21 protein-coding genes are annotated in these 24732 nt (G+C 32.0%); 7 read left to right on the forward strand and 14 right to left on the reverse strand.

Features of this window, described 5'->3' with window-relative positions; all coding sequences use genetic code 11:
• The first annotated feature begins 278 nt into the window (after nt 1-278).
• Nucleotides 279-1424 carry a sodium:calcium antiporter gene (locus Q4Q34_RS18885; protein ID WP_303317977.1) on the forward strand — a complete coding sequence of 382 codons (1146 nt, stop codon included), beginning with the start codon at nt 279-281 and terminating at the stop codon, nt 1422-1424.
• 141 nt (nt 1425-1565) lie between these two features.
• Here Q4Q34_RS18885 and Q4Q34_RS18890 read toward each other — a convergent pair whose 3' ends face one another.
• From Q4Q34_RS18890 to Q4Q34_RS18905, 4 genes are all read right to left on the reverse strand, one after another.
• Entirely contained in the window at nt 1566-3503 is a 1938-nt protein-coding gene (locus tag Q4Q34_RS18890) for a CASTOR/POLLUX-related putative ion channel (protein ID WP_303317978.1), read from the reverse strand.
• A gap of 50 nt (nt 3504-3553) precedes the next feature.
• Complete coding sequence (locus Q4Q34_RS18895; RefSeq protein WP_303317979.1) at nt 3554-4180, reverse strand: TerB family tellurite resistance protein; 627 nt, start codon at nt 4178-4180, stop codon at nt 3554-3556.
• 142 nt (nt 4181-4322) lie between these two features.
• On the reverse strand, nt 4323-5510 hold the full coding sequence (gene kbl / locus Q4Q34_RS18900) for a glycine C-acetyltransferase (RefSeq protein ID WP_303317980.1): 1188 nt from the start codon (nt 5508-5510) through the stop codon (nt 4323-4325).
• A 28-nt stretch (nt 5511-5538) separates the two neighbouring features.
• Nucleotides 5539-6489 carry an NAD-dependent epimerase/dehydratase family protein gene (locus Q4Q34_RS18905; RefSeq protein ID WP_303317981.1) on the reverse strand — a complete coding sequence of 317 codons (951 nt, stop codon included), beginning with the start codon at nt 6487-6489 and terminating at the stop codon, nt 5539-5541.
• A gap of 159 nt (nt 6490-6648) precedes the next feature.
• On the opposite strand from Q4Q34_RS18905, the gene Q4Q34_RS18910 reads away from it, so the two are divergent.
• Complete coding sequence (locus Q4Q34_RS18910; RefSeq protein WP_303317982.1) at nt 6649-7110, forward strand: Lrp/AsnC family transcriptional regulator; 462 nt, start codon at nt 6649-6651, stop codon at nt 7108-7110.
• Nucleotides 7111-7242: 132 nt separating this feature from the next.
• Here the strand turns inward: Q4Q34_RS18910 and Q4Q34_RS18915 are convergent, their stop codons facing one another.
• From Q4Q34_RS18915 to pabB, 4 genes are all read right to left on the reverse strand, one after another.
• Nucleotides 7243-8208: a YheT family hydrolase gene (locus tag Q4Q34_RS18915; RefSeq protein WP_303317983.1), complete on the reverse strand. Its 966-nt coding sequence runs from the start codon at nt 8206-8208 to the stop codon at nt 7243-7245.
• A 216-nt stretch (nt 8209-8424) separates the two neighbouring features.
• Complete coding sequence (ade, locus tag Q4Q34_RS18920) at nt 8425-10044, reverse strand: adenine deaminase (RefSeq protein ID WP_303317984.1); 1620 nt, start codon at nt 10042-10044, stop codon at nt 8425-8427.
• A gap of 45 nt (nt 10045-10089) precedes the next feature.
• Nucleotides 10090-11403, reverse strand: a complete 1314-nt coding sequence (gene tilS, locus Q4Q34_RS18925; RefSeq protein ID WP_303317985.1) for a tRNA lysidine(34) synthetase TilS — start codon at nt 11401-11403, stop codon at nt 10090-10092.
• A gap of 573 nt (nt 11404-11976) precedes the next feature.
• Complete coding sequence (pabB, locus tag Q4Q34_RS18930) at nt 11977-13302, reverse strand: aminodeoxychorismate synthase component I (RefSeq protein ID WP_303317986.1); 1326 nt, start codon at nt 13300-13302, stop codon at nt 11977-11979.
• Between the two features lie 52 nt (nt 13303-13354).
• Here pabB and Q4Q34_RS18935 point away from each other — a divergent pair, with 52 nt between their 5' ends.
• Together Q4Q34_RS18935 and Q4Q34_RS18940 are read left to right on the forward strand one after the other, a co-directional pair.
• Entirely contained in the window at nt 13355-14272 is a 918-nt protein-coding gene (locus Q4Q34_RS18935) for an aldose 1-epimerase family protein (protein WP_330444564.1), read from the forward strand.
• Between the two features lie 39 nt (nt 14273-14311).
• Nucleotides 14312-15664 (forward strand): DEAD/DEAH box helicase, encoded by a 1353-nt coding sequence (locus tag Q4Q34_RS18940; RefSeq protein WP_303317988.1) that lies wholly within the window; start codon nt 14312-14314, stop codon nt 15662-15664.
• 454 nt (nt 15665-16118) lie between these two features.
• On the opposite strand, the gene Q4Q34_RS18945 is transcribed toward Q4Q34_RS18940, so the two are convergent.
• Nucleotides 16119-16523, reverse strand: a complete 405-nt coding sequence (locus Q4Q34_RS18945; protein ID WP_303317989.1) for a MotA/TolQ/ExbB proton channel family protein — start codon at nt 16521-16523, stop codon at nt 16119-16121.
• An 11-nt stretch (nt 16524-16534) separates the two neighbouring features.
• Complete coding sequence (locus tag Q4Q34_RS18950; RefSeq protein WP_303317990.1) at nt 16535-17863, reverse strand: serine hydrolase domain-containing protein; 1329 nt, start codon at nt 17861-17863, stop codon at nt 16535-16537.
• Nucleotides 17864-18211: 348 nt separating this feature from the next.
• Between Q4Q34_RS18950 and Q4Q34_RS18955 the strand changes: the two genes are divergently transcribed.
• Nucleotides 18212-19273: a sensor histidine kinase gene (locus tag Q4Q34_RS18955; protein WP_303317991.1), complete on the forward strand. Its 1062-nt coding sequence runs from the start codon at nt 18212-18214 to the stop codon at nt 19271-19273.
• A complete protein-coding gene (locus Q4Q34_RS18960) occupies nt 19274-19990 on the forward strand; it encodes a LytR/AlgR family response regulator transcription factor (RefSeq protein WP_303317992.1) in 717 nt (238 codons plus the stop codon).
• 97 nt (nt 19991-20087) lie between these two features.
• Here the strand turns inward: Q4Q34_RS18960 and Q4Q34_RS18965 are convergent, their stop codons facing one another.
• The 3 genes from Q4Q34_RS18965 to Q4Q34_RS18975 are packed head-to-tail and all read right to left on the reverse strand — an operon-like array spanning nt 20088 to nt 21706.
• A complete protein-coding gene (locus Q4Q34_RS18965) occupies nt 20088-20915 on the reverse strand; it encodes a mechanosensitive ion channel family protein (protein WP_303317993.1) in 828 nt (275 codons plus the stop codon).
• A 34-nt stretch (nt 20916-20949) separates the two neighbouring features.
• A complete protein-coding gene (locus Q4Q34_RS18970) occupies nt 20950-21132 on the reverse strand; it encodes a hypothetical protein (RefSeq protein ID WP_303317994.1) in 183 nt (60 codons plus the stop codon).
• Nucleotides 21122-21706 carry an RNA polymerase sigma factor gene (locus Q4Q34_RS18975; RefSeq protein WP_303317995.1) on the reverse strand — a complete coding sequence of 195 codons (585 nt, stop codon included), beginning with the start codon at nt 21704-21706 and terminating at the stop codon, nt 21122-21124. Before Q4Q34_RS18975 ends, Q4Q34_RS18970 begins: the two co-directional genes overlap by 11 nt.
• Nucleotides 21707-21884: 178 nt before the next feature.
• Here Q4Q34_RS18975 and Q4Q34_RS18980 point away from each other — a divergent pair, with 178 nt between their 5' ends.
• The gene (locus Q4Q34_RS18980) at nt 21885-23594 is read left to right on the forward strand and encodes a tetratricopeptide repeat protein (protein ID WP_303317996.1); all 1710 of its coding nucleotides are present in this window, start codon (nt 21885-21887) and stop codon (nt 23592-23594) included.
• Nucleotides 23595-23885: 291 nt separating this feature from the next.
• Here the strand turns inward: Q4Q34_RS18980 and Q4Q34_RS18985 are convergent, their stop codons facing one another.
• Nucleotides 23886-24731 carry a DUF4249 domain-containing protein gene (locus Q4Q34_RS18985; protein WP_303317997.1) on the reverse strand — a complete coding sequence of 282 codons (846 nt, stop codon included), beginning with the start codon at nt 24729-24731 and terminating at the stop codon, nt 23886-23888.
• Nucleotide 24732 lies beyond the last annotated feature (1 nt).

Below are 24732 nucleotides of genomic sequence, written 5' to 3' on the forward strand. Positions count from 1 at the left end.
AAGATACTGAACTCATCTTGACTTTTTCTATTTCCTAAAAAATGGCTAAAACTCGCCCATATTTTGTTACTTTTTTTATGCTTAGCACTGCTATGCCTTGCAAAAAAAGCCTCATCTGAACAAATTTTATCTCATTTTCGGTTAAAAACAAAAAGTCAAGATGAGTTCACTCTAAAATTCATTTTTATTTTTTAAGCTCTGTAAAACAAAACATTAAGAAATAAGCCCTTATTTTCTATTTTTAATTTTTTTAGATTTGCCGAATACAAATACTACTTATGACTATTATTTCTTCTTTGGGACTTATTTTAATTACATGCATCATTATTTGGAGAGCTTGCGATGGTTTTGAAATGGCTTCTAATTATCTAGGTCGAAATATGAAAGAAGGTATAAAAGGAGCTACCATCAATGCTATTGGAAGCAGTTTACCTGAATTATTTACAACGCTTTTTTTCTTATTTGTTTTAAAAGATAAAGATGGTTTTTCTGGTGGTATTGGTACCACAGCAGGAAGTGCTGTTTTTAATGCTATGATTATTCCTGCTGTTGTTATTTTGGCAGTTATAGGAAAAGGCATTTCTCCTAAAATTGAAATCTCAAGGAAAGTTATATTACGTGATGGGATATCACTTATCATTGCTGAATTAGCTTTAATTTTTGTAATTACCGGACCGTCCTTAAACTGGATCCACGGACTTATTTTAATGGTTCTATATTTTATTTATGTAGCCTATATGCTAATAAGTCAAGGGGCTGGCGATATAGAAAATGACTATGAAGATACTGCCGATGGTGGTAACAGGGCTGTTGCTTTTTTTAAAGGTGATTTATCTACTGTCGTTTTAGGAGATTCTAAAATCAATAAAGTGAAAGCCTTTGGTTTGTTGATACTTTCTGTTTTTTTTATTGGTATGGCTTGTTTTTGGCTTGTTGAAGCTTGTGAACAGTTTGGAACTGCCATTGGCATGCCTATTTATTTTGTTTCTGTGGTACTCGCCTCTGCTGCGACCAGTGTTCCGGATACTATTATTTCATACAAGGATGCCATGAAAGGTAATTATGATGATGCTGTTGCCAATGCTTTGGGTAGTAATATTTTTGACGTTTGTTTTGCACTTGGTCTTCCTCTATTTTTATTCACACTTATTTATGGTCCTATTGAAATGAGTAGTGAGACTATAGAGAATGTTGGACAATTACGTGTATTACTTTTAATTTCAACAATAATAGTTTTTCTGATTTTTGTTTTTGCTAAACATGGTATTAAAAAACTTCATGCGAAGTTATTACTATTATTATATGTGCTGTTTGTGGCTTATTCAATTGGCAAAGGCGTGAGTTATGATATTCCAGTTATTAATGAAATATCCCAGTTGTTGTCTATGATATCTCATTGGTTTTCTTCGATTGTATGGTTTTAGTTTTTTAACAAAACATTGATGATTACCAAAAACGTTCAAAATGATATGATAAATATTATCATTACTAAGAGACCAGAAATCCTATAAATTTAAAGGTATTTCTTTTTAAGTGGATTCCTGCCTTCGCAGGAATAACAATTACTAAAGTTCGTCCTCACTTAAAACAATTAGGAAATCGTTTTCTTCAAGCTCGATAGCCATATCTTTGTCTGGATTAAGCTTAATACCAAAATTAGCATCTAAAGATTTACTTAAATCTCCTTTTCTAATTCCTAAACAAATTTCATCTCGTTGGTGTGCACAGAAAATAGCATCTGCAAATGTTATAGTTTGTGGGAAAGTATCAAAGTATAAAGTTGCCGGTTTTACATATATCTCACTACCATCTTCTGAGAAAATATCATCATAAAAACTCTTCATTAATGTTTCCTCGCTCAATTGCGCTAAAATCATAGTGATTAGCTTATTACTAATAATAAAATCATCCACATTAGTTTGTGTTATAATTTCTTGATTTTCAGAATTTAAAACCTGTGTGATGATTTGCAATCCATTATCTTCATTCAGTAATTTCCTTAATAATAATAGGATAATAAGTGTATCTGAATCTATTTTATCTGCAGATTGCTCTTCCATACTTTGCGATAAAATAACAACAGTATCGTAACTTTCTGGATTTATAGCTTGTAGTTTTTCTAAATCTAACGGATTAGAATCGTGCAGTTTTATATTAAAATCTCCATATTCTGCTGTTACACCTTCAATAATACCCTTTAATTCTTCGGTAGGTGCATCGAACATAATATCAAAATCTGAGCCTTCTAATAAGTAATCTGTGGCCTCTTCTATAAAGACTTCAGCAACCTTGTGCCAACCTAAAATAAGAATACGCTTCTTTTTTTGTTCTAAACGCTTATCTATAATTTTCTTGGAAGTATCTGGAAAGAAATATTGTTTATTATCGAAAGCTATTGTAGAATCGTCTTCTGCTAAAATAACAACGGTACCTCCATTTTTAAGTACAGTATCTGTTGGGGGGCGTAAAATCAATCCGTTTTCTTCTGAATAGATTCCTAAAGGAATCCCATCTTCCATGTGATAGCTCAACTCATAAAAATTGGTATTATTCCAATCATCTTCATAAAAATAGATTTCACAACCATCAAACGATAAAATTTCTTTATAAACCGTATCCAAACCACTTGTTAAAGATGTTTGAATAAGGAGTTTCCCCATAATATCCCAACTGTCTATGGCAATGATATTATCGTCTTCAAAAAAGCTGATAATGTCTCGTTTTTCTTTGGTAAAAATTTCAGCAATTATTGGTAATTCATTTTTGCCATCTTGACAAGCCGTAATTGCTAATATAGATTTAACAGATTGTACATCACTAGCTACTTTTTTACTCATGGTAGCACTTTCTGAACAATTAGCCAATATAATTATAGAACGTGCAGACTCTAAATTTACACGCTTTAATTCATTAATATTTGCATAATCACCTTGTGTCGTAATAACCTCTGTAGTTAGTGTATCTGGAAGACGTTTAGTAATCAGGTTATCCATTACCTCTTTATCTTCCCTTGATAAGATAACAACTGATGCTTTGTCTTCACTCTCATTAGCTAAGATAAGCTCTCTAATAACATCGACAACGCGTTCGTTCCAACCTAAAATTATGGTATGGTTATTTTCTATAACCTTACCTCTTCCTTTTCTAAAATCATAAAGCATGGTATCTAATGCCGTCGTTATAAAACCTATAAGCATAGACAATAAAATAACGCCTGTTAACCCAGAAAGCACTGTTAAAATCTTGAGATAGGTTGGTGCTTCATTATCCTGATTCATATTTCCAGGATCTGTCATTTCTAAAAACGTCACCCAAATATCTCTAAAAACGTTGCCTGTATAATCTAAACTTGGAAATAGGTTTATGAGTAGTAATCGTATGCCTGTTAGAACTACAAAAACAACAATGAATAAAATTAAAAGACTTTTGAATATGGATGCGCCTCCTTTACTTAAAAAACGTTCAGCTTTATAGTTTAAACGTTCTCTGAAAGAATTTTTCATAAGATAAGTTGATGGTGGTTAGAGTTTGAAGTACTTAATAATTTCGAATTTTAGTTGAGTTGTTCAACAAATTCTGCCATTATACCTTTGATATGAGCTGAAGACATTTCCATGATGACCCCCATTTCAAGAATCATTGCTTTTTCTGAATCATCAAAATGCCCATCAGAATAGGCCACATCTAAAGCGCATTTTATTAATAGTTCTTTACCATGCTCGTTTAAAGATGGTCCAACATTTTTTAAATAGGTTGAAATATCACTAGAATCTGCTTGTACTTCTTTAATGTAATCATCTAATTGAAAAGAAGACATATCATTATGCCCATATTTATTAATGATACTTAGTACCATTACCTTTTCATTATTATCAATAACACCATCTGCCAACATAATTTTCACCATAACATGACGTATGGCTTGCTCATACATAGCCATAAACGCTTCTCTATCTGTAGATGCTGTATTATCTATCACTTTAGTGATAAAAGTGCCTTTACAATGGTCGCACTCTACATACTCGCCTTTACTTCCTAAAGGAATTAGTGGAATAAAATATAAGGTGAAAAATTGAGTTACTTTTCTGTGTCGGTACCCTCTATTGTCTTCACATTGAGGACAATTAAAAGTTCCTGTTGCTTTGGTTGAACGCACACCTCTAGTTCCAAAAATAATCATATGCAGCAGTTTGGGTTAAATTAAAATATTGTCTAAATATAGTAATTTAACTCAAAACATAGAAAACAGTCATTATAATCACTGACTAATTCCAATCACATTAAGTACAATTTCTGGACTAAAAAATCAAAACCCCTAACATTTAAATCACATCAAGCTCCTTACCTATTTTAGTAAAGGCTTTAATAGCTTTATCCAAATGATGGCGCTCATGCCCTGCTGATAACTGCACACGTATTCTTGCTTTTCCTTTTGGTACTACTGGATAGAAAAAACCGATGACATAAATCCCTTCTTCCAATAGTTTTGAAGCGAACTCCTGCGCTAATGTTGCTTCGTATAGCATAACAGGCACTATAGGATGATCTCCTGGAACAATATCAAATCCTGCTGCTGTCATCTCTTTTCTAAAATATTGGGTGTTTTCTTCTAATTTATCTCGAAGTTGAGTCGAAGCGCTTATAATGTCTAGCACTCTAATAGAAGCACCAACGATGGAAGGTGCTACAGTATTAGAAAACAAATAAGGTCTGGAACGCTGTCTTAACAGATCGACAATTTCCTTTCTTGCTGCTGTGAATCCGCCAGAAGCACCTCCTAAAGCCTTACCATAGGTTCCTGTTATAATATCTACACGTCCCATAACATTTCTGTACTCATGTGTACCTCTACCCGTTTTACCAATAAATCCTGTTGAGTGACATTCATCAATCATAACCAAAGCGTCATACTTATCTGCTAAATCACAAATTTTATCAAGTTGAGCTATGGTTCCATCCATAGAAAAAGAACCATCTGTAACGATTAACTTTCTACGTGATCCTTCGGCTTGAATTAATTGTGTTTCCAGATCGGTCATATTATTATGTGCATACCTGAATCGTTTTGCTTTACATAAACGAATACCATCAATTATAGAAGCATGGTTTAAAGCATCAGAAATAATAGCATCTTCTGCGTTTAAAATGGGCTCGAACACCCCACCATTAGCATCAAAGGCAGCAGCATATAAAATACAATCTTCCATACCTAAAAACGATGCTGTTTTTTGCTCTAATTCTTTATGAATATCTTGCGTGCCACAAATAAAACGCACAGAAGACATACCATACCCATGAGAATCAATGGCTTTTTTACCTGCATCAATAACTTCTGGATGTGATGATAAACCTAAATAGTTATTTGCACAAAAATTTAATACTCCCGATGATATTGTTGTGCTTATTTCCGACCCTTGAGGGGTTGTTATGATTCTTTCTGATTTATATAATCCTGCAGCTTTGATTTCTTCAATTTCATTCTGCAAATCATGCTTTATGTTAGAGTACATAGTTTTCTGTTTTGATATTATTTTTAACTTAAATTGTCATTTCGTATTGAGCTTTTAGCTCTCTAATCATGGTTTCTGTAATAGAATACAAATCGTATTTAGGTTGCCATCCCCAATCCATTTTAGCTTCAGAATCATCGATAGATTTTGGCCATTCTTCCGCAATATCTTGTCTAAAATCTGGTTTATAATCGATTTTAAAATCAGGGTATAATTCACGGATTTCCGATGCAATTTCTTTTGGTGAAAAACTTATTCCTTCTATATTGTAGGACGTTCTCATTTTAATATTTTCTACTGGTGCTTCCATAATCTCTATAGTAGCTCTAACTGCATCATCAATAAAAATCATAGGTAGCACTGTATCTTCCCTTAAAAAACAAGTAAAACGTTCATTTAAAACAGCTTTATGATAAATATCTACGGCATAATCTGTAGTACCTCCACCTGGTAATGATTGATACCCAATGATACCTGGATAACGAATAGACCTAACGTCTAAACCATATTTAGTATGGTAATATTGTGCCCAATTTTCCCCATCTACTTTACTTATACCATATACTGTTGTTGGGTCTAAATATGTATTATTTGGTGTGTTATTTCTTGGTGCGCTATTTCCAAACACTGCTATTGAGCTAGGATAAAACACCTTCTCTATATTATAGATCCTAGCAACTTCCAGTACGTTTAACCAGGTTTTCACATTGATATTCCATGTTCCTAACGGGTTTTCTTCTCCTTTAGCTGATAAAATGGCTGCTAAGTGATAAATTTGAGTCACTTTATATTGTACTACAACCTCTTTAATTCTATCTATATCTGTAGCATCAATAACTTCAAATATACCATTTGTATCTTCACTTTTTCTTATATCTGAAGCAATAATTCTTTCTTTTCCGTATTTGTCCTGTAAGGCTTTCGTTAGTACTTTTCCAACTTGACCGTTAGCCCCTATAACTAAAATTGCTGTATCCATAATAGTATTATTTGCTAACAAAATTACATATTACAGCTTTTAAAACATAAAATACACATAAACTAAGTAATTATTACTATTATATGAATTTAAAAAAGCTATATTTACTTTTTAACAATTAAATAATTGCTTTTTGCAATAATTTTTATTTGACGTTTTATGGAAAATTTGGATCAAACGGACATTACCATTCTTAGAATTTTACAAAAGGATTCTAAAAAAACAGCCAAAGAGATTGCTAAAATTTTAAATTTGACACCTTCTCCTGTTTACGAACGCATCCGTAGACTTGAAAATCAAGGTTTTATAAAAAAGTATGTGGCTATTCTGGACAAGAAGCTACTGGAACGATCTGTAACGACTATATGTCAAGTATCTATGCGTTATCATAGTGAAGCCTTTATTGAAAAGTTTGAAGAACAGATTCAAAATCTACATGAAGTTCAGGAATGCTATCACATGGCTGGTCAAGTAGATTTTATATTAAAAATAAACACAAAAGGCTTGGAAGATTATCACAACTTCGTGAAGTATAAACTTTCCAAAATTGAAAATATAGGTGTGTTGAATAGTACGTTTGTTTTAAAGGATATTAAAAATTCTTCGGAGTTTTATATTTAATGCCCATTCATAATTAATATGCTTCTCAATTAGATCTAGACTTTGCTCAGTATAAGCCAAGTCATATGACTAGACGATTATAGTTATAAGACTTTTGTTGTATCGTAGAAATCGATCTTGAGAATACTTAGATTAATTAAAAGTGTCTTTAACAAACTCTAAAGCTCGTTTTTCGTTATAGTAAACATTCTTTTTATCTACAAACCCCACATGTCCGCCATGTTGAGGCATCTCTAAATAAAGATTTGGATTGTTTTTTGCTTCTTTTATTGGATAACATTCTGGAGATAAAAATGAATCGTTTAAAGCATTAATGATTAAAGTTGGTATCTTAATATTTGGAAGAAATTGTAAGCAGCTACATTTTTCATAATAGTCTAAAGCGTCTTTAAAACCATGTGCTTTGGATGTATAGACATTATCAAAGTCGAATAATGTTTTTATAGATGCTAAGTCTTTAAGACTTAAATCTTCTTTAAAACGTTGTTGTTTGATTTTCAAACGATTTACTAAATATTTTAGAAATCGATTGTGATACAACACATTTTTAAAAGTATGTAACGTTTTTGCTGAACCATACAAATAACAGGGGACTGAAGCTGTAACCGCTGCTTTTATTTGGTTAGGCAACACCTCTCTTTCTCCTAAATATTTTAAAATCATGTTGGCTCCCAGACTAATCCCTTTTAAATAAATTTCTGAATAGTCTTTTTCTGAAATAATATGCTCTATAATAGCTTCTAAATCTTCGGTTGCTCCAGAGTGATAACTACGGTATTTTAAATTATCTTCTCCACTACATCCTCTAAAATTCACGCAAACGGCATCTATACCATTATTATTAAATAGTTTTGCTGAACCAGTCATATATGGTCGTTGTCCATTTCCTTCTAGCCCATGCAATAAAACAACTAGCTTCTTTGTTTTTTCTTTCGAAAAACTCCAATCTAAATCAATAAAATCGCCATCAAACAATATCATACGTTCCCGTTCTTGCTTTACATCTTTAACACGTCTTACAAGCCCAGAATACACGGTTGAAATGAATCCATTTCTAAAAAAGAAAGACGGTTTATACTTTGAGTCTATTACTGGCATGTTTTAGGGTTCAGTATTCAGTATTCAGTATTCAGTATTCAGTATTCAGTATTCAGTATTCAGTATTCAGTATTCAGTAAAAGGTGCTTTTTCATCTATGGATTTACGTATCATTTACAACATTTTATTAATAATTTTATAACATAAATTGAATTTCGAAAAAACTGCCACTGCTTACTGTTCACTATTCGGAGTTTAGAGTTTAGAATTTAAAAATCAAACTTCCAGGGAAGTAAATTTAAAATCGGTGCCATTGAACAGCCCCTTATCACTTAGTTTTAATGAAGGGATGACTAGTAAAGCCATAAATGATAATGTCATATACGGTGCATAAAGTTTACTTCCTAAATCCTTTGCCATAGTATCTAATGCCGCATATTGTCTTCCTATAGTTTCACCATCTTTATCACTCATAATACCAGCGACAGGGAGTGGGACTGTCTTTTCATCTGAATTAGAAACCGCACAGATACCTCCTGTACCTTCAATAAGTAAGTTAACGGCTTTGCATATGGCTTCATCACTAACACCTACTACAATAATATTGTGAGAATCGTGGCCTACTGAAGAGGCAATGGCGCCTTCTTTTAATCCGAAATTTTTAATAAAAGCAATGGCTGGTTTTTGATTTTGATATCTATTAACAACGGCCATTTTAAGGATGTCGTTTTCAGTATTAGAAACCAAATTTCCATTTAAAACTGAAGTGTTAGCAATAAGTTCATTTGTTACTAATTGATCTTCTAAAGCTTCTATGACACGAATTTGTTTTGCAGACGATTCAACTCTAAAATCTGATACTTTCTTTTTATTACAATTAAAGTTATTAAGATTTTTAAACGCTACCGGTTGTATTAAAGATGTACCTTTATCGAAAACCAACTCACCGTTTATATAGGTTTGAATGGTTATAAAATGGATTAAATCTTCAACAACAATAAAATCTGCAAGCTCACCTTCTTGTAATAAACCAACATCTAAATTGTAATGTTTTACGGGGTTAACACAGGCTACTTTTAATACTTTAAAAACATCCATTCCTTTTGCTACTGCTATGGCACATAAATCATTAATATGATGTAATAATAGATCGTCTGGATGTTTATCATCACTACAAAACATCATATTTTCAAAATGTTCTGGAAGTAAATCTATTAAAGCTTCGAAGTTTTTGGCGGCACTTCCTTCTCTAATTAGAATTTTCATGCCTTTTTCAAGCTTTTCCAAAGCTTCTTCGTAAGTAAAACATTCGTGATCTGTAGAGATTCCAGCATTAATATATTTTGTAACATCATCCCCTCTTAATCCAGGGGCATGTCCATCTACAGGTTTATTATAGTGTTTTGCCCATGCTATTTTTTTTAACACCTCGTCGTCGTCAAACAACACACCTGGGTAATTCATCATTTCTGCCAGATATTTGATGTCTGGATTTTTAAGCAGTTCTTTAATATCATCAGAATTTATAACAGCTCCCGCAGATTCAAAATGAGTTGCCGGCACACAAGATGGTGCTCCAAAATTGAATTTAAAAGGCACCTTCTTTCCATTATCAATCATAAATTCTACGCCTTCAACGCCCAATACATTAGCTATTTCATGAGGATCTGAAACGGTTGCAACTGTGCCATGTTTTACAGCTAATCTTGCAAATTCACTAGGTACTAACATAGAACTTTCTATGTGGATGTGTGCATCTATAAACCCTGGTAGTATATAGTGATTTACATTATGCTCTTTTTCCTGAATAGAAATAATCTTCCCTTCTTTAAAGGTTACTTCTCCTTTATAGATACGTCTGTTTTGTATATCGACTATTTGTCCTTGTAGTTTCAAATTATCAGTTAATTAGGTGCTTCGACTGCGCTCAGCATGACTATGTTATTTTAATTCTACTTTTAGAATATTTTTTGTTTTTTCATTTACTTTAAAACGATTATCTGCACGTTTGCCTATTACCCAAACAATATCTTCTCCAGAGCATAGTAGCTTTATGTTTTCTTTATCTAGTAGTGATAATTTTTCGTCTTTAAAATACTTACTCAATTTCTTCTTACCAGACATTCCTATAGGGTAAAACAGGTCGCCTTCTTTCCATGTTCTTACTGTTAGCGGATATTTAAGTAATGTTTTATCTACGTAAATAGTATGATTGTTTTTTACTAAAATAGTATCCGTTTTATCAAAAAACAAAATACCCATGCCTGTCTTTACTTGCTTGTCTGTTTCTGAAATTACAATAAATTCTTCGTCTGTTTCTAAATTAATTTCACTTAGTAAAAGATGGTCTCTATCTTTTATTAAACGGTGTGTTGGGGATAGTATCTGCTTTCCGGATTGAGCATTTAACAAATCGGCAATATCATTCCATTCTGTAAATCCATAGTCTTTAAATACCTCAAACAAATACGCTTTTGGATTGCTTAATTTTTTAAATTCTTCAACCTTGAATACTATTTGATTGTTTTCAATAGTTGTTATAGCTCTATTTAATAAGTCTTCAATACTTGCTTCTACAATATCTGCTGTATCATTTAAGTTTTTAAGTGTCGTTTGGAAATTCTGCAATAATTGAGGGTTGATCTCTTTTAAAACGGGAACAATGTCATGTCTCAATTTATTTCTTAAATATTTAGAGGATGCGTTACTGCTATCTTCTCGCCATTCAAAATCGTTCGCTTTTGCATATGTTTCAATAACTTCTCTAGAAAATGGCAATAGCGGTCTAACAATATTATCATTTACTTCTGGGATGCCTGTTAATCCTTCTAGCCCTGTACCTCTGGACAGATTAATCAAAAAGGTTTCTAGATTATCATCAGCATGATGGGCTGTTAAAATATAATCGAATTGTAGTTGTGACGCTAGTTCTTCAAACCAATCATAACGCAGTTTTCGAGCGGCCATCTGAGTTGATAATTTACTGTCTTTAGAATAACCTTTAGTATCAAAACTTTCAATAAAAGCTTCTAAACCTAAGTCTTCTGCTAATTGTAGCACGAAACTTTCGTCAGCATCACTTTCTTTTCCTCTTAAATTAAAATTACAATGTGCTAAAGCTATGTTTAGGTCTAATTTATGGCATAAATGCGTTAAAACGATACTGTCTATACCTCCAGAAATAGCAATGAGAAGTTTGCTTTCTTTTAGGAAAGGTAGTTTGTTATTTATATGTTTTTTGAATGGTTCTAACACGTTTCAAAGTTAATATTTTTAATTGTTGTTACGCTGAGATTCGCTGAGATAACTCAGAGACACACAAAGTATGATCTTACTCTCGCGGCACAAAGGCGCAAAGATAGTACTAGTACTGATAACTGCTACTGAATACTGGATACTGTTTTACTGAATACTAATTTTCCAAAACTGTTCGCATGGCCTTTGTTTTTACCAAATATTCTTTATAATAACGTTGCCTACTGACAAGACTCTTCTTTTTTAATGCTGCGAACTGTCACTGAATATTGAAAATTGTGTCGTTAGTTTTTTCTCGCTAAAACGCAAAGACGCAAAGAAAATACTGAGACTGTCACTGAACACTGAATACTGGATACTAAATACTAGTTTTCCAAAACGGTTCGCATGACCTTTGTTTTTACCAAATACTCTTTATAATAACATTGCCTACTGACAAAACTCTTCTTTTTTAATGCTGCGAACTGTCACTGAATATTGAAAATTGTGTCGTTAGTTTTATCTCGCTAAAACGCAAAGACGCAAAGATAGTATTAGTACTGTTAACTGCTACTGAATACTGTTTACTGAATACTAATTTTCCAAAACTGTTCGCATAGCTTTTGCTTTTACCAAACATTCTTCGTATTCTTTTAGCGGATCACTTTTGGCTGTTATGGCGCCTCCTACAGAGTATGACACATACTTTTTTGTTTCGTTATAGAGAATACTTCTAATAACGACATTAAAATCGAAATCACTTGTAGGTGAAAAATACCCAACTGATCCAGAATATAGTCCACGTTTGGTTTCTTCTAATTTTTCAATAATTCGCATGGCAGAAATTTTTGGAGCTCCTGTCATACTCCCCATAGGAAATGTACTCTTAATAACATCGACAGCATGTGTTGTTTCTTTAATCTTAGAAGTGACCGTAGAAATCATCTGGTGTACTTGATCAAACGTATAAACCTTGGTTAATTCCTCAACCTCTACACTCCCTTTTATAGCTGTTTTTGAAAGATCGTTACGCACCAAATCAACAATCATAATATTTTCACTACGTTCTTTTGTATCTTTAGACAAAGCTTCTTTTAGTGCTTCATCTTCTAATGTATTCTCCGAACGCTTTGCCGTTCCTTTTATGGGCTGCGAAATAATAGTTTCTTTATCTTTTTTTAAATAACGCTCTGGGGATGCAGACAATAAATATTTGTCTCCAAACTTTAAGAATGTTGCAAAAGGGGGTTTAGATATATTATTAAGCTTTAAATACGTATCCAGTGGATTAATACTGGTATTTTCGGCATAAAACTCCTGACAAAAATTAGCTTCATAAATATCACCTCTATGAATATGAGCAAGCATATTATTTACTTTTTCAAAATATTCGTCTTTATGTATTCGGAGTTTTATTTTAATATCGTTTGACACCCTTTGACTTAGTTCATCTTGAGTGCAGTCAAAGGGTTCAGGGTGACATGTCTTCTTACTTTGAATTTCTTTTAAATCATCCTCAAATTCATCATCAACACATTTTAAATACTGTATTTCAACTTGATCTTCTTTAAATAAAAATAATTTTTTAGGCTGAAAAAAGTACAGATCAGGGAATTCTAAACTATCAAAGTTATTGGAACTTAAGTCTTCAACATCATTTTTTAAATCATATGTTAAATATCCAAAAACCCAATCGTTAACATTGGTTTGGTATTCCTTAAGCATCTCAAAACTTCCTTCAAAATTCGTTTGAATACTTGTAAAAGCATCTACTGCCAATACTGCATCAAAGTTAGAATGGTTTTGTTTGTAGTTATTAGAGTCTAACCAAATAACGTCATCAAATTGCTGACTCCAAATCAATAATTGATTTTTAAATTGGTTGGGATTATCTAAACTGTGAATTTGTGTTGTCCTCAATAATAAAATTTAATGTGTAAAGTTAGTTAGAATCCTTAAAAAATTATAAGTTTTGCAAAGTAAACAATTTGAATATATTTTCATGTATACTTTAGAAAACGAAAAATTAAAAATAGCAGTCAAAAAAACAGGAGCAGAATTATGTAAAATTACTTCGGTAAAAAAAGACATAGATTTTATGTGGGATGCTAATCCAAAGATTTGGGGAAGTTACGCCCCTAATCTATTCCCAATAATTGGAGCTTTAAAAGACGGGGCTTATTTTTTTGAAAATAACATTTATAAACTCCCAAAACATGGTCTTGTAAGAAACAATGATAAACTTGTGTTACAAGAACAAGATCAGGATGCTTTAACTTTTAAATTGAATTATGATAAGGACTCTTTAAAAATATATCCTTTTAAATTTGAATTTTTTATTACTTATCAGCTCATAGATAATATACTTACTATTACGCATACTATAAACAACCTTGACGATAAGACCATGTATTTTTCTCTAGGTGGTCACCCTGCTTTTAAGTGTCCTGTATATAACAATGAGGCTTATAATGATTACTATTTAGAATTTGAACACACAGAAAACTCTAAAACTCATTTAATAAATATGGAAAATGGGCTTATTTCGGATAAAACAAAACCTGTTTTTAACAAGTCAAACACATTAGCATTGAAGCATGATTTATTTAATGAAGACGCGCTTATTTTTAAAGATTTAAAATCTAAAAGTGTTACTTTAAAAAGTAAATCACATAGTTCCATTCTTACGGTTAGTTATGAAGATTTTCCTTATTTGGGGGTTTGGGCAAAACCTAATGGTGACTATGTTTGCATTGAACCGTGGCTTGGTATTGCTGATAACGAAAATACCAATCAGCATCTAAAAGATAAAGAAGGTATGCTAACTTTAATGCCGCAAAAAACATTTACAGCCTCTTATAGTATTGAAATACACAACAGTCATTTATAAATATATTAAGCTTAACTTTGCTGGCTAAATAGCATCATTTTGAGTTTTCAAGATTTAAATTTAAATACCCCACTTTATAACGCTTTAGATGATTTGGGTTTTACAACCCCTACGCCTATACAGGAACAAGCATTTAATGTTGTTAGTTCTGGTAAAGATATGGTAGGTATTGCACAAACAGGTACTGGTAAAACCTTTGCCTATATGTTACCTATTATTAAAAATTTAAAATACTCTACTCAAGAAAACCCACGGGTTTTAGTTTTGGTTCCTACACGTGAATTGGTTGTGCAGGTAGTAGATGAAATAGAAAAGCTTTCTAAATACATTAACAATCGTATTTTAGGAGTCTATGGGGGCACCAATATTAATACACAAAAGCAAGCTGTAACTGAAGGTATTGATATTCTGGTAGCGACTCCCGGAAGGTTATATGATCTGGCTTTAAGCCGGGTTTTACAGCTTAAATCTATACAGAAATTAGTGATTGATGAAGTTGATGTGATGCTCGATTTAGGGTTTAGGCATCAGTTAATCAATATTTTTGATATCCTGCCAGAACGTAGACAAAACATTATGTTTTCGGCAACTATGACGTTAGATGTTGATGATTTAATTAGTGATTTCTTTAAAAGTCCTAAGCGTGTTTCTATTGCTGTTTCAGGTACACCGCTTGAAAACATTTCGCAAACACGTTATAATGTTCCAAATTTTTATACCAAAGTCAATTTATTAACACATTTACTAAATGACACCGAAACTTTTAATAAGGTTTTAATTTTTGTGGCTTATAAACGTATGGCTGACCGTTTGTTTGAAAAACTAGATGAAATATTCCATGAGGAGTTATGCGTCATTCATTCTAATAAAACACAAAACTACAGGTTACGAAGTATTGAACAATTTAGAAATGGCGAGAATCGCATTTTAATCGCAACTGATGTAATGGCGCGTGGATTGGATATTGACAACGTATCTCATGTTATCAATTTCGATACACCTTTATATCCAGAAAATTACATGCATCGTATTGGTAGGACAGGTCGTGCTGAGCGCAAAGGGAAATCGATTGCTTTTTCTACTGAAACCGAACAAGAGCCTATTGAGAATATTGAGTCTTTAATGAATATGAAGATCCCTCTTTTGGAAATCCCTCCTATTGTTGAAATTTCTACTGAATTAATTGAAGAGGAGCGTCCACAAATAAAAGAGCGCAACAACCCTACGAAACGAAAAGATGAAGATGCTCCAGGTCCAGCATTCCATGAAAAGAAAGCTAAAAACCAAAAGGAGAATTTAGGCGGTTCCTATAAATTTAAAATAGCTAAGAAATACAAAAAGCCTAAAACCAAAGGTGATAAAAATTACAATAAACGTAATAAGAGAAAGTAGTTTTTTAGTGTTCAGTTTCAGTGGCAGTTTACAGTTGCTTTCGTTTTCAATATTTATATTTTTAGATTTGCTTTAAGTATAAGGCTTCGTTAAGTGGATTCCTGCTGTAGTTTATCTTGAGCGAAGACGAAAGGCAGGAATGACAAAATCCAAGGAAATATTGTGTATCTTATCTGGTTATTGTTAACTTAACCGAAGCAAGCAAAACCATTAGGTTTATAGTATTTTAATCTAGCTATTTTAAGTTTTTATACAATTGTGAATCACTCAAAATTTCTTGCTCCATTTTCTTTGCTTCTTCTTTATTCAGATCGATCTTTTTTAAACCGTTTTCCCCGATTCTTTTAAAAATCAAGTTTTCAGAAATTTACACATAATAAATAATACAAAAATCCCTTTTCAAATTAATGAAAAGGGATTAATTAATCATATAAACGCTAAGTAAAACTTTTAATCAACTCTTCTGAAATGTTTTTAATATAATAAGACCTATTCTTATTAAAACAAAAGTAATACTACCAAACACCGTAGTTAAAAAAGAAACCTTTAGTCCTCCTGCTAATCTGGGCGTAGATATTATATCCGTAGCTTCTACAATATCGAAGGCAGTAATAAGACCTATCATGGATCCTAAAAATCCCAACACCAATCCTAATAAGCTTGCATCGGATGCCAGAGCAGACATTTTTTTAGAGACTTCTCCATCCTTATTTAAATATAGAAATCCTCTAATTAAAAAGAATATGGCTACTAAAAGACATATCAATATCAACGACATGAATAATGGTCCGCCTTCGTAAAATCTCTTAACTAGTTCTGAAAAAAAACTTCTTCCTTGTAATATATATAATATTCTCATAATTTATAAATTTATTGTTTTTTAATGAATGTTTTGGGCGCATGTCCCGAGTTTTTAAGTATGACTATTTTATTTTTAATATCGAAGTCTAAAACAACCCCCGAATTATTTAGTGTAGTAAACTCTATTTTTGGTCTGGCTGATAGCTCTAGTAAATTAGAACACTCCGTTCCACCTATTAATGTTTTTCCATGAGCCTCGAATACCAGTTTGAAAGGAAGCTCCTTACTCTCATAAACCCCTGCGTATTGCTTTATCTCTTCTTCTGTTAACTCAATAGTGTCAAAATTGGGTATTATTATATCTTTACCCGTTACTGCATTCACGGCATTAAATATGATAGACATCGGATCAAAATCCAGTGCATTAGTATTTAAAGCTATTGCAATTTCTAATTTTGGTATATATATTAACATAGACAGAAAGGAATCGATCCCGCCATTATGTCCAAAAAATGTTATTCCGTTCTTTTTCATGCTAAAAATGCCACTACCACATTCATTCTCAATTCTAGTCATTAAAGCGAAACTTTCTTTGGTCATTAATTTATTATTAAATAACGCATCTATAAAAACAACTAAATCTGAAGGATTAGATACGATACTCCCTGCGCCTCCAGGAACACTCATATGGGTTTGATTATCTTCATGCCATGCTTCATTCTCAAAATAATAAGACAAACATTCTTTATCTGTTATATCTATGTTACTACCATAATACGTGTTATCTAAATCAAGTTTATCTACAATTCTTTCTTCTAAAATTGCTTTATACGATTTGTTCTCTATTTTTTCCAAAATATATCCTAGCAACACATAATTAGTATTACTGTACTCATGCTTTACTCCTGGTTGGAAAATAACATCATATTTTAGAATTCTCGACAACATATCTGCTTGGGTTGTTGGCTCTAGCATCCAAGTTTGGAAGTCCTCATCATTAGTGATATTAAATAAGCCACTGCTATGATTTAATAAATTGGCAATAGTGATGTTTGATGCATTTGCAACCTTCGGAAAATAAACAGATAGCTTATCCCCTAATTTGATTTTTCCCTCATCTACCAACTGGAAAATTAATGTTGCGGTAAATGTTTTTGTAATAGAACCTATTCTATATTTATTAGCTACTGTTGCTAATTTACTGTCGTTCTGATCGATGTACTGAAAGCCCACAGATTTATTATAAACGGATTCTCCTTTTTGCAGAATAGATAAACTTCCCATAACTTTATTATTTTGATATAATAACTCTAGAAAGGAATCCAATTGTTTATAATTAGTACTTTGAGAGAAACCTGTTGTTGTTACTAATAGTAGTATTAATAGTAGTTTTTTCATTTGCTATACAATTTTAATATGAATTAGAAATTTTAAACATGCAAGTAGACCTTGAGTTTTTTATTATATCTTCAATTATACTCCTACATTAAAAACTATAGGATATAAGCAATGGCTTTCCATTACTAGTTTTGTTAAAAGAATTGATAATATTATCATAACTAATGGTTTTAATTAAACATGACACAAATTTATAATGCTTTTATAACCGATTAATTAAAATGCGATGGATGACTGATTTAGCAATTAAAATAGCATCTTGTTAAAACTATTGTTAAATTGGTTATCCGTCTACAAAAAACAAATTAGCTATAGAAATATGGTATTATTGTAATATTATTTAAGCAAATGCTAACAAGACAATTCTTTTTTAACAAAATAGGTCAGTTATTACTCCATGTTATATTTTGGTGTGGTGTCCTTTTGTTCTACACCTATTTTTTTGGTTTTGATAGCGTTGATTTTAGCTATGTATTATCGTTTTCACTGTTTTTAATGCCTATAACTATTGCTACTACTTATGTTTTTATTTACGAACTCATACCTAGTTATCTTATAACAAAAAAATACTTTCTATTTGGTCTATATAGCTTATACACCGTTATAATCTCTTCTTACCTCATAGTTATCTCGGTATTTTATGGATTAATCTATTTATCCCATTTTCGATATGCAAACATGGCACCAATTAGTAGAAATTTATTTTTTGTTGCCACTGCGGTATACTTGGTCGTTATTGTAGTAAGCGGGTTTAAAATGTTAAAACTTAATTTAAAACACATTGAACAAGCTAATAAACTAGAAAATAAAATTTTAGAAACGCAACTTAAACTAAAAGAACAGCAGCTTAATTATTTAAAGATGCAGATTCATCCTCATTTTTTATTCAACACATTAAATACCATGTATGGTTTTGCTTTAAAAAAAGCGGATGAAGCACCAGAAATGATCTTAAAACTCTCTAACTTATTAGATTATTTACTTTATAAAGTAGACAAACCTTTTGTTTTACTAACTGACGACATTGATCATATTAAAGATTATATAGAGTTAGAAAAAATGCGGTTTAATAATACGTTGGATGTTATTTTTTTAACGGAACAGATCTCCGAAAATATTATGATAGCTCCCATGCTATTATTGCCTTTTATAGAAAACAGTTTTAAACATGGTACTATTAAAAATGGTTTGTTAACCATTAAAATAACGTTAACTTGTAGAGATAAAAACATCTATTTTAATATTGAAAATACAAGCACACAACCTGAAACTTATAAAAATGGCATTGGGTTGGAAAATATACAAAAGCGATTGGATTTACTATATAAAGATCATTATACATTACATATTACTAAGGATAGTGATCTTTTTAAAGTGAATTTAATTTTAAATACCAATACCACAGAATAATTGTTACAAAACAAAAACATATCGTGCCTTATTATCGATGATGAACTCATAGCCAGAGAGGTTATAGAAACCCATCTAAAAAAAATGCCCGATATTAAAACCATTGCCAGCTGTGGTAATGCTATTGAAGCCTTTAGTTATATAAGAAATAACCATATCGATTTGATTTTTTTAGATATTAACATGCCAGAAATATCCGGGATCTCCTTTGCAAAATCAATTAACAAAGACATTAAAATTATTTTCACAACCGCCTATCGGGATTATGCTGTAGAAGGCTTTGAGTTGCAAGCAGTCGATTACTTATTAAAACCAATTTCTTTTAATCGCTTACTAAAAGCTATTAATAATTATTTTGAAATATACAGCGAAGCAAAACATGAAACAATCCAAAATGTAGATTCTAATGATTTTATGTTTGTTCGGTCTGATAGACGTATGATAAAAATAGATTTTGAGGCTATTATTTTTATTGAAAGTTACAGTGATTATATTAAAATTCATTTAGCAGATAATACTATTGTAACTAGAGAAACCATTAGTGCTATAGAAGCGAAATTACCTGCTAAAAAATTTATTAGAATCCACAGATCTTATATTATCTCTATAAATAACATTGTTTCTTTTACAAATGAAGAAATAGTTATTAATAATAAGTCACTACCAATTAGCAGAAGTTATAAAAAGGAAGTCTTACAAATTTTAGAAAGGTTTTAAAAAAGATGCCCCTTTTCAAACTAATGAAAAGGGGAGCTATAGAAAGTTGCTAAAAATCAGGATAAGTAACCAACCAAAACTTTAACCCTAACTAAAGTTAATCCTTAATTTTTACTTGGCTCTCTACGATATCTTTAATAGGAATGACTAATTTTCCTTCCTTAGTTTTTAACGTAATAGATATGCTATCTATTGTTTCAACCTCTCCTTTTATATCATTAAATTCGATGACCTGTCCAATTTCGTATATTTTTCTGGTATAAAACGCTTTTAAAACGTCTCCAACAACCTTTTGTGCTCCAAATCCGAACGCTAAAGCAAATGCTAACAGAAAAGCCGCTAAAATCATGGTTAAGTTACTCGTAATAATTTCGGTATTAACACCAGCCTGATTTAATGCTGTTATAGAAGTAAATATGAGGATTATAAAAAATACAACTTGGCTTATAACTTTAGCTCCAGATAAGTCCATAGATTCAAAAAAAGTTTTTAACCCTTTTTTGATAACATTTGCTAAAATTAATCCGACCGTGAATATGACTAATGCAGAAAATAATTGAGGTAAATACCCTAACAGGTTACTTATTTGCTCAGAAATCATGGTTAAATTCATAATATCTGATGCCATAATTAATAGCATGATATACATGACCCATTTTACAAAATTTGATATCACTTTTACGGTATCAAAATTCAATTTTTTCCCTTCAACAATCTCAATGTCATTAATAGCAGCATCTAGTTTGTTGGTCTTAGCCAATTTTAAAGCTTTCTTGATAATTTTAATAACGAGTTTAGTCACCAACCAACCTATAAATAAGACTATAATGGTTCCTATTATGTTGGGAAATATGTCTGTTATTTCAAGCCACATCTTCCTTAAAGATTCCATGGCCACATCTTTAGCTTTTGTTGCTTCTTCCATATTTTATTTTGTTAATGTTATATTCTGTTTTGGCTTATTTTTTATCTTTTCTTTGTTTCATAACCGATTCAATTAAATCACCAATATTATAAGAAAATAGCGCAGCAAGATCCATGAGCAATTTAGCCATGGCAATATCTCTCATAACCTTAGACTTAAGTTCCTTTGGAACATGCTTAAGTGGCTTGTTTATGTCTTTAAACGGATTATTTTCCATTATTTAAGATATTATCGTTATACACTGTTATCAACTTATCTTTAGCGCGTTTAATTCTCATTTTCACGGCACTTTCCCCAATTTCTAAAACACTTTCAATCTCTTTAATAGAAAGGAAATCCTGGTATTTTAGTAATAAAATCATTTTCTCGTTAGGAGAAATTAGTTCCAAAGCTTCTTTTAGCTTATCCACTTTCATATCCAGAAAACTATAATCATCTTCTTCTTCAGAAAGGTTTTCAATATCTTTATAGTCTACAGACTGTTTTTCTAATTTTTTAGCGGTATTTCTGGTTACATAATTTACACAATGATTATATGTAAAAGCATATAGCCATGTTGAAAACTTAGATTTCTCTTTAAAGCTCCCTAACTTAACAAAAAGTTTTAAAAAGATGTCCTGGGTTAAATCTTGAGCCTCATCTTCATCCTTCGCAAAACCAAAACATTTATTATATACCAACCTGGCATACCTATCGTATAAAATCTCGAAAAGCAATGTATTATTGTCTTTTACAATTGCTTTTACCAGATCTTCATCAGATAAATTATTAATGTTTTCGAGGGTTTTCAAGTGTAGCGTATGGCCATTTTAGTTATTCATATTTCGGGACGGATTACTTCTTAAAAAAGTAATACTCTATTTTTTTCATTCATAGAAAAACAAAAATAAGTAAGTTTTATATTATAAACATTTAAAAAGTTTAGTAATTTGTAAAACATCAATTTACTAAAAAATAAAACTTTACAAAATGAAAAGGATTATATTATTGCTCGTAGCCCTGAGTTTATTTTTTTCATGCAAAAAAACACCTAAACAACCCAAAGAATTTATAGCCAAAACCACAGCTTCATCAAAATATGCTTGTGTGCCACAAGTTACTGATGCTGAATGGTATAAAAAAGACAACATAGCACCTCTCTTAGAAGGCTATGATGCTGTAAATTATCCTATTACTACTCAAAATGCTTTGGTTCAACGTTATTTTAATCAAGGCATGACATTAGCGTATGGTTTCAACCATGCTGAAGCAGCTCGTTCTTTCTATTATGCTACAAAATTAGATCCAGATTGCGCAATGGCATTTTGGGGATATGCTTATGTATTGGGACCAAACTATAATGCTGGCATGGAAGACGATAATTACGAACGTGCTTACGAGGCTATACAGAAAGCAAAAACATTATCTAAAAATGCTACTGAAAAAGAAATGCAATTTATCAATGCCATGGCATTACGTTATGCACCAGAGCCTCCCGAAGACAGAACGGCTTTAGACACTAAATATTCTGAGGCTATGCAAGCATTATATAACCAATACCCAGAGGATACAGAAATTAGCGCTTTATATGCAGAATCACTTATGAATTTACATCCCTGGGATTTAAATGAAAAAGATGGTACAGAGAAGCCGTGGACTGTAGAGATTGTAGCCCTTTTAGAAAAGCTCATTGCTCAAAATCCTAAACACCCTGGAGCGCATCATTTTTATATTCATGCTGTTGAAGCTTCGCGAACACCAGAACGTTCCAATATATCTGCAAAAGCTTTTGATGACAGATTGGTTCCCGGTTCTGGACATTTATTACATATGCCTTCTCATACCTATATAAGAACCGGAGAATACCATAAAGGCACTTTATCTAACATTGCAGCTGTAGAGGCCGATAGTGCTTATGTTACTACTTGTCATGCTCAAGGTGCATATCCACTAGCCTATTACCCTCATAATTATCATTTTATGGCAGCTACCGCAACCTTAGAAGGCAATAGCCATTGGGCCATGATTGGTGCTAATAAAGTATCAGAACATGTGCATCCGGAAATCATGAAACAACCTGGCTGGGGTACTTTGCAACATTATTATACCATTCCATATTATGTCGCTGCAAAATTTAAAAAATGGGATACTGTTTTAAATATGAAACTGGAAACCTACGATTTAAAATATCCAAAAGCCATTAGGCATTATGCAGAAGGTATGGCATATTTAGGAAAAGGAGATTTAGAAAAGGCTAAAACTGAATTATTAGAACTTGAGACCTTAGCAAAAGACAAAACTTTAAGAGAGGTTACGGTTTGGGATATTAACTCGGTTTACGAATTAGTCAAAATAGCTGAAAAAGTTTTAAAAGCTGAAATTTTGGCTCAAGAAGGTGATCTAAAAGCTAGCATTGTTCTTTTAAAAGAGGCCGTTACAATGGAAGATGCGTTAAATTATAACGAGCCACCAGATTGGTTTTTCTCAATTCGTCACCACTTAGGGCGTATTTATACACTTAACGGGCAAAAGAGGCTCGCCATTGAATTATATCTTGAAGATCTTGATCGTTTACCAAAAAACGGATGGGCCTATCATGGTATAAAAACCGCCTATGAAGCTTTAAATGATAAAGAAAAGACTGAACATTATGAGGCTCTTTTTAAAGAAAGTTGGAAACATGCAGATTTTGAATTGTGATAATTAATGTCATCCAGAGCGAAGCGAAGAATCTCTCTATTATAGATGCTTATTTATCAATAGCATCATTTAAAAGATTCTTCAGTCGTTCCTCATTCTGAAGGACATGGCAACTAAATAACAATTAAAATAAAAAACCACCAATCTAAAATTATGTGTCATTCTGAGGAGCACTACAAGTGCGACGTGAGAATCTGTTTAATTTAAAAAGATTGCCGCAGTCGTCCCGCCTTCGCAATGACACATAATTTAGCTTTTTAGACCTTTTTTTGTTTTATCTTAAAGCAATACCTACTGAAACGTATAACTGGTTTTTACAACCTGTGTTAATCTAAAATATCCAAAAGCATAATTATCTGGAGTTGTTGTATTAATACAGTTCCCTCTTAAAGGCACTGGGGTTGTACTAAAAAGCCCTGTACCCTCAGATTGCTCGATAAGAATTCCTACATAATTCGAGTATGCTTCAGAAATACCAAAAAATGAAATATCTATGATATCTCCAGGTCTGAAAGCCTCAATTTCATCTGTGTCCTCATCTTCTTCTTCTTCATGCCACCAAGAGATTTCCCTACCATTAGAAAACTCATCATCGCCATCTTCCAGTACTGGTAATAAGTCTCCACGCCTTTGAAACTTAAATAAATAATAATTTTCTTCTGCCTCCGGATCTGTAAAAAACACATTCACTTCTAATTCTTCATCATCAAAACCACCTTCTATTGACTGTGTAATATGGTCAATATCTACAACCGATGTTAATGTTTCATTTGCGGTATAAGTTTCACCATTATAAATAACTTCTAAGGTATAAGATTGGTTAACTATAGGCTCAAAATTGGTAATTACATATTCGCCATTACCTTGATGTGTGAAAATAAATTCAGTGCCATCATCATCATTAGTAACTTTAACAGAAGCATTCGCAACACTTGTATTAGTGGTTGTATCAAAATAAGGTGTTGATTCACTTAACTTTATAGTTTGATCGCTTCCTGTAGTTCCTTTTTCCCAATCAAGAGAGGCTTCAATAACTAATCTGCTAGGGGCAGTTTGTACCTCTACGTCTATGACATCTTCACATGATGCTAATGACATCACTAAAAAAAGTATGGTTAATTTAAGATATGTATTCATT

Origin of the sequence: Flavivirga abyssicola (genome assembly GCF_030540775.2) — a bacterium.
In the GTDB taxonomy this organism is placed as follows: domain Bacteria; phylum Bacteroidota; class Bacteroidia; order Flavobacteriales; family Flavobacteriaceae; genus Flavivirga; species Flavivirga abyssicola.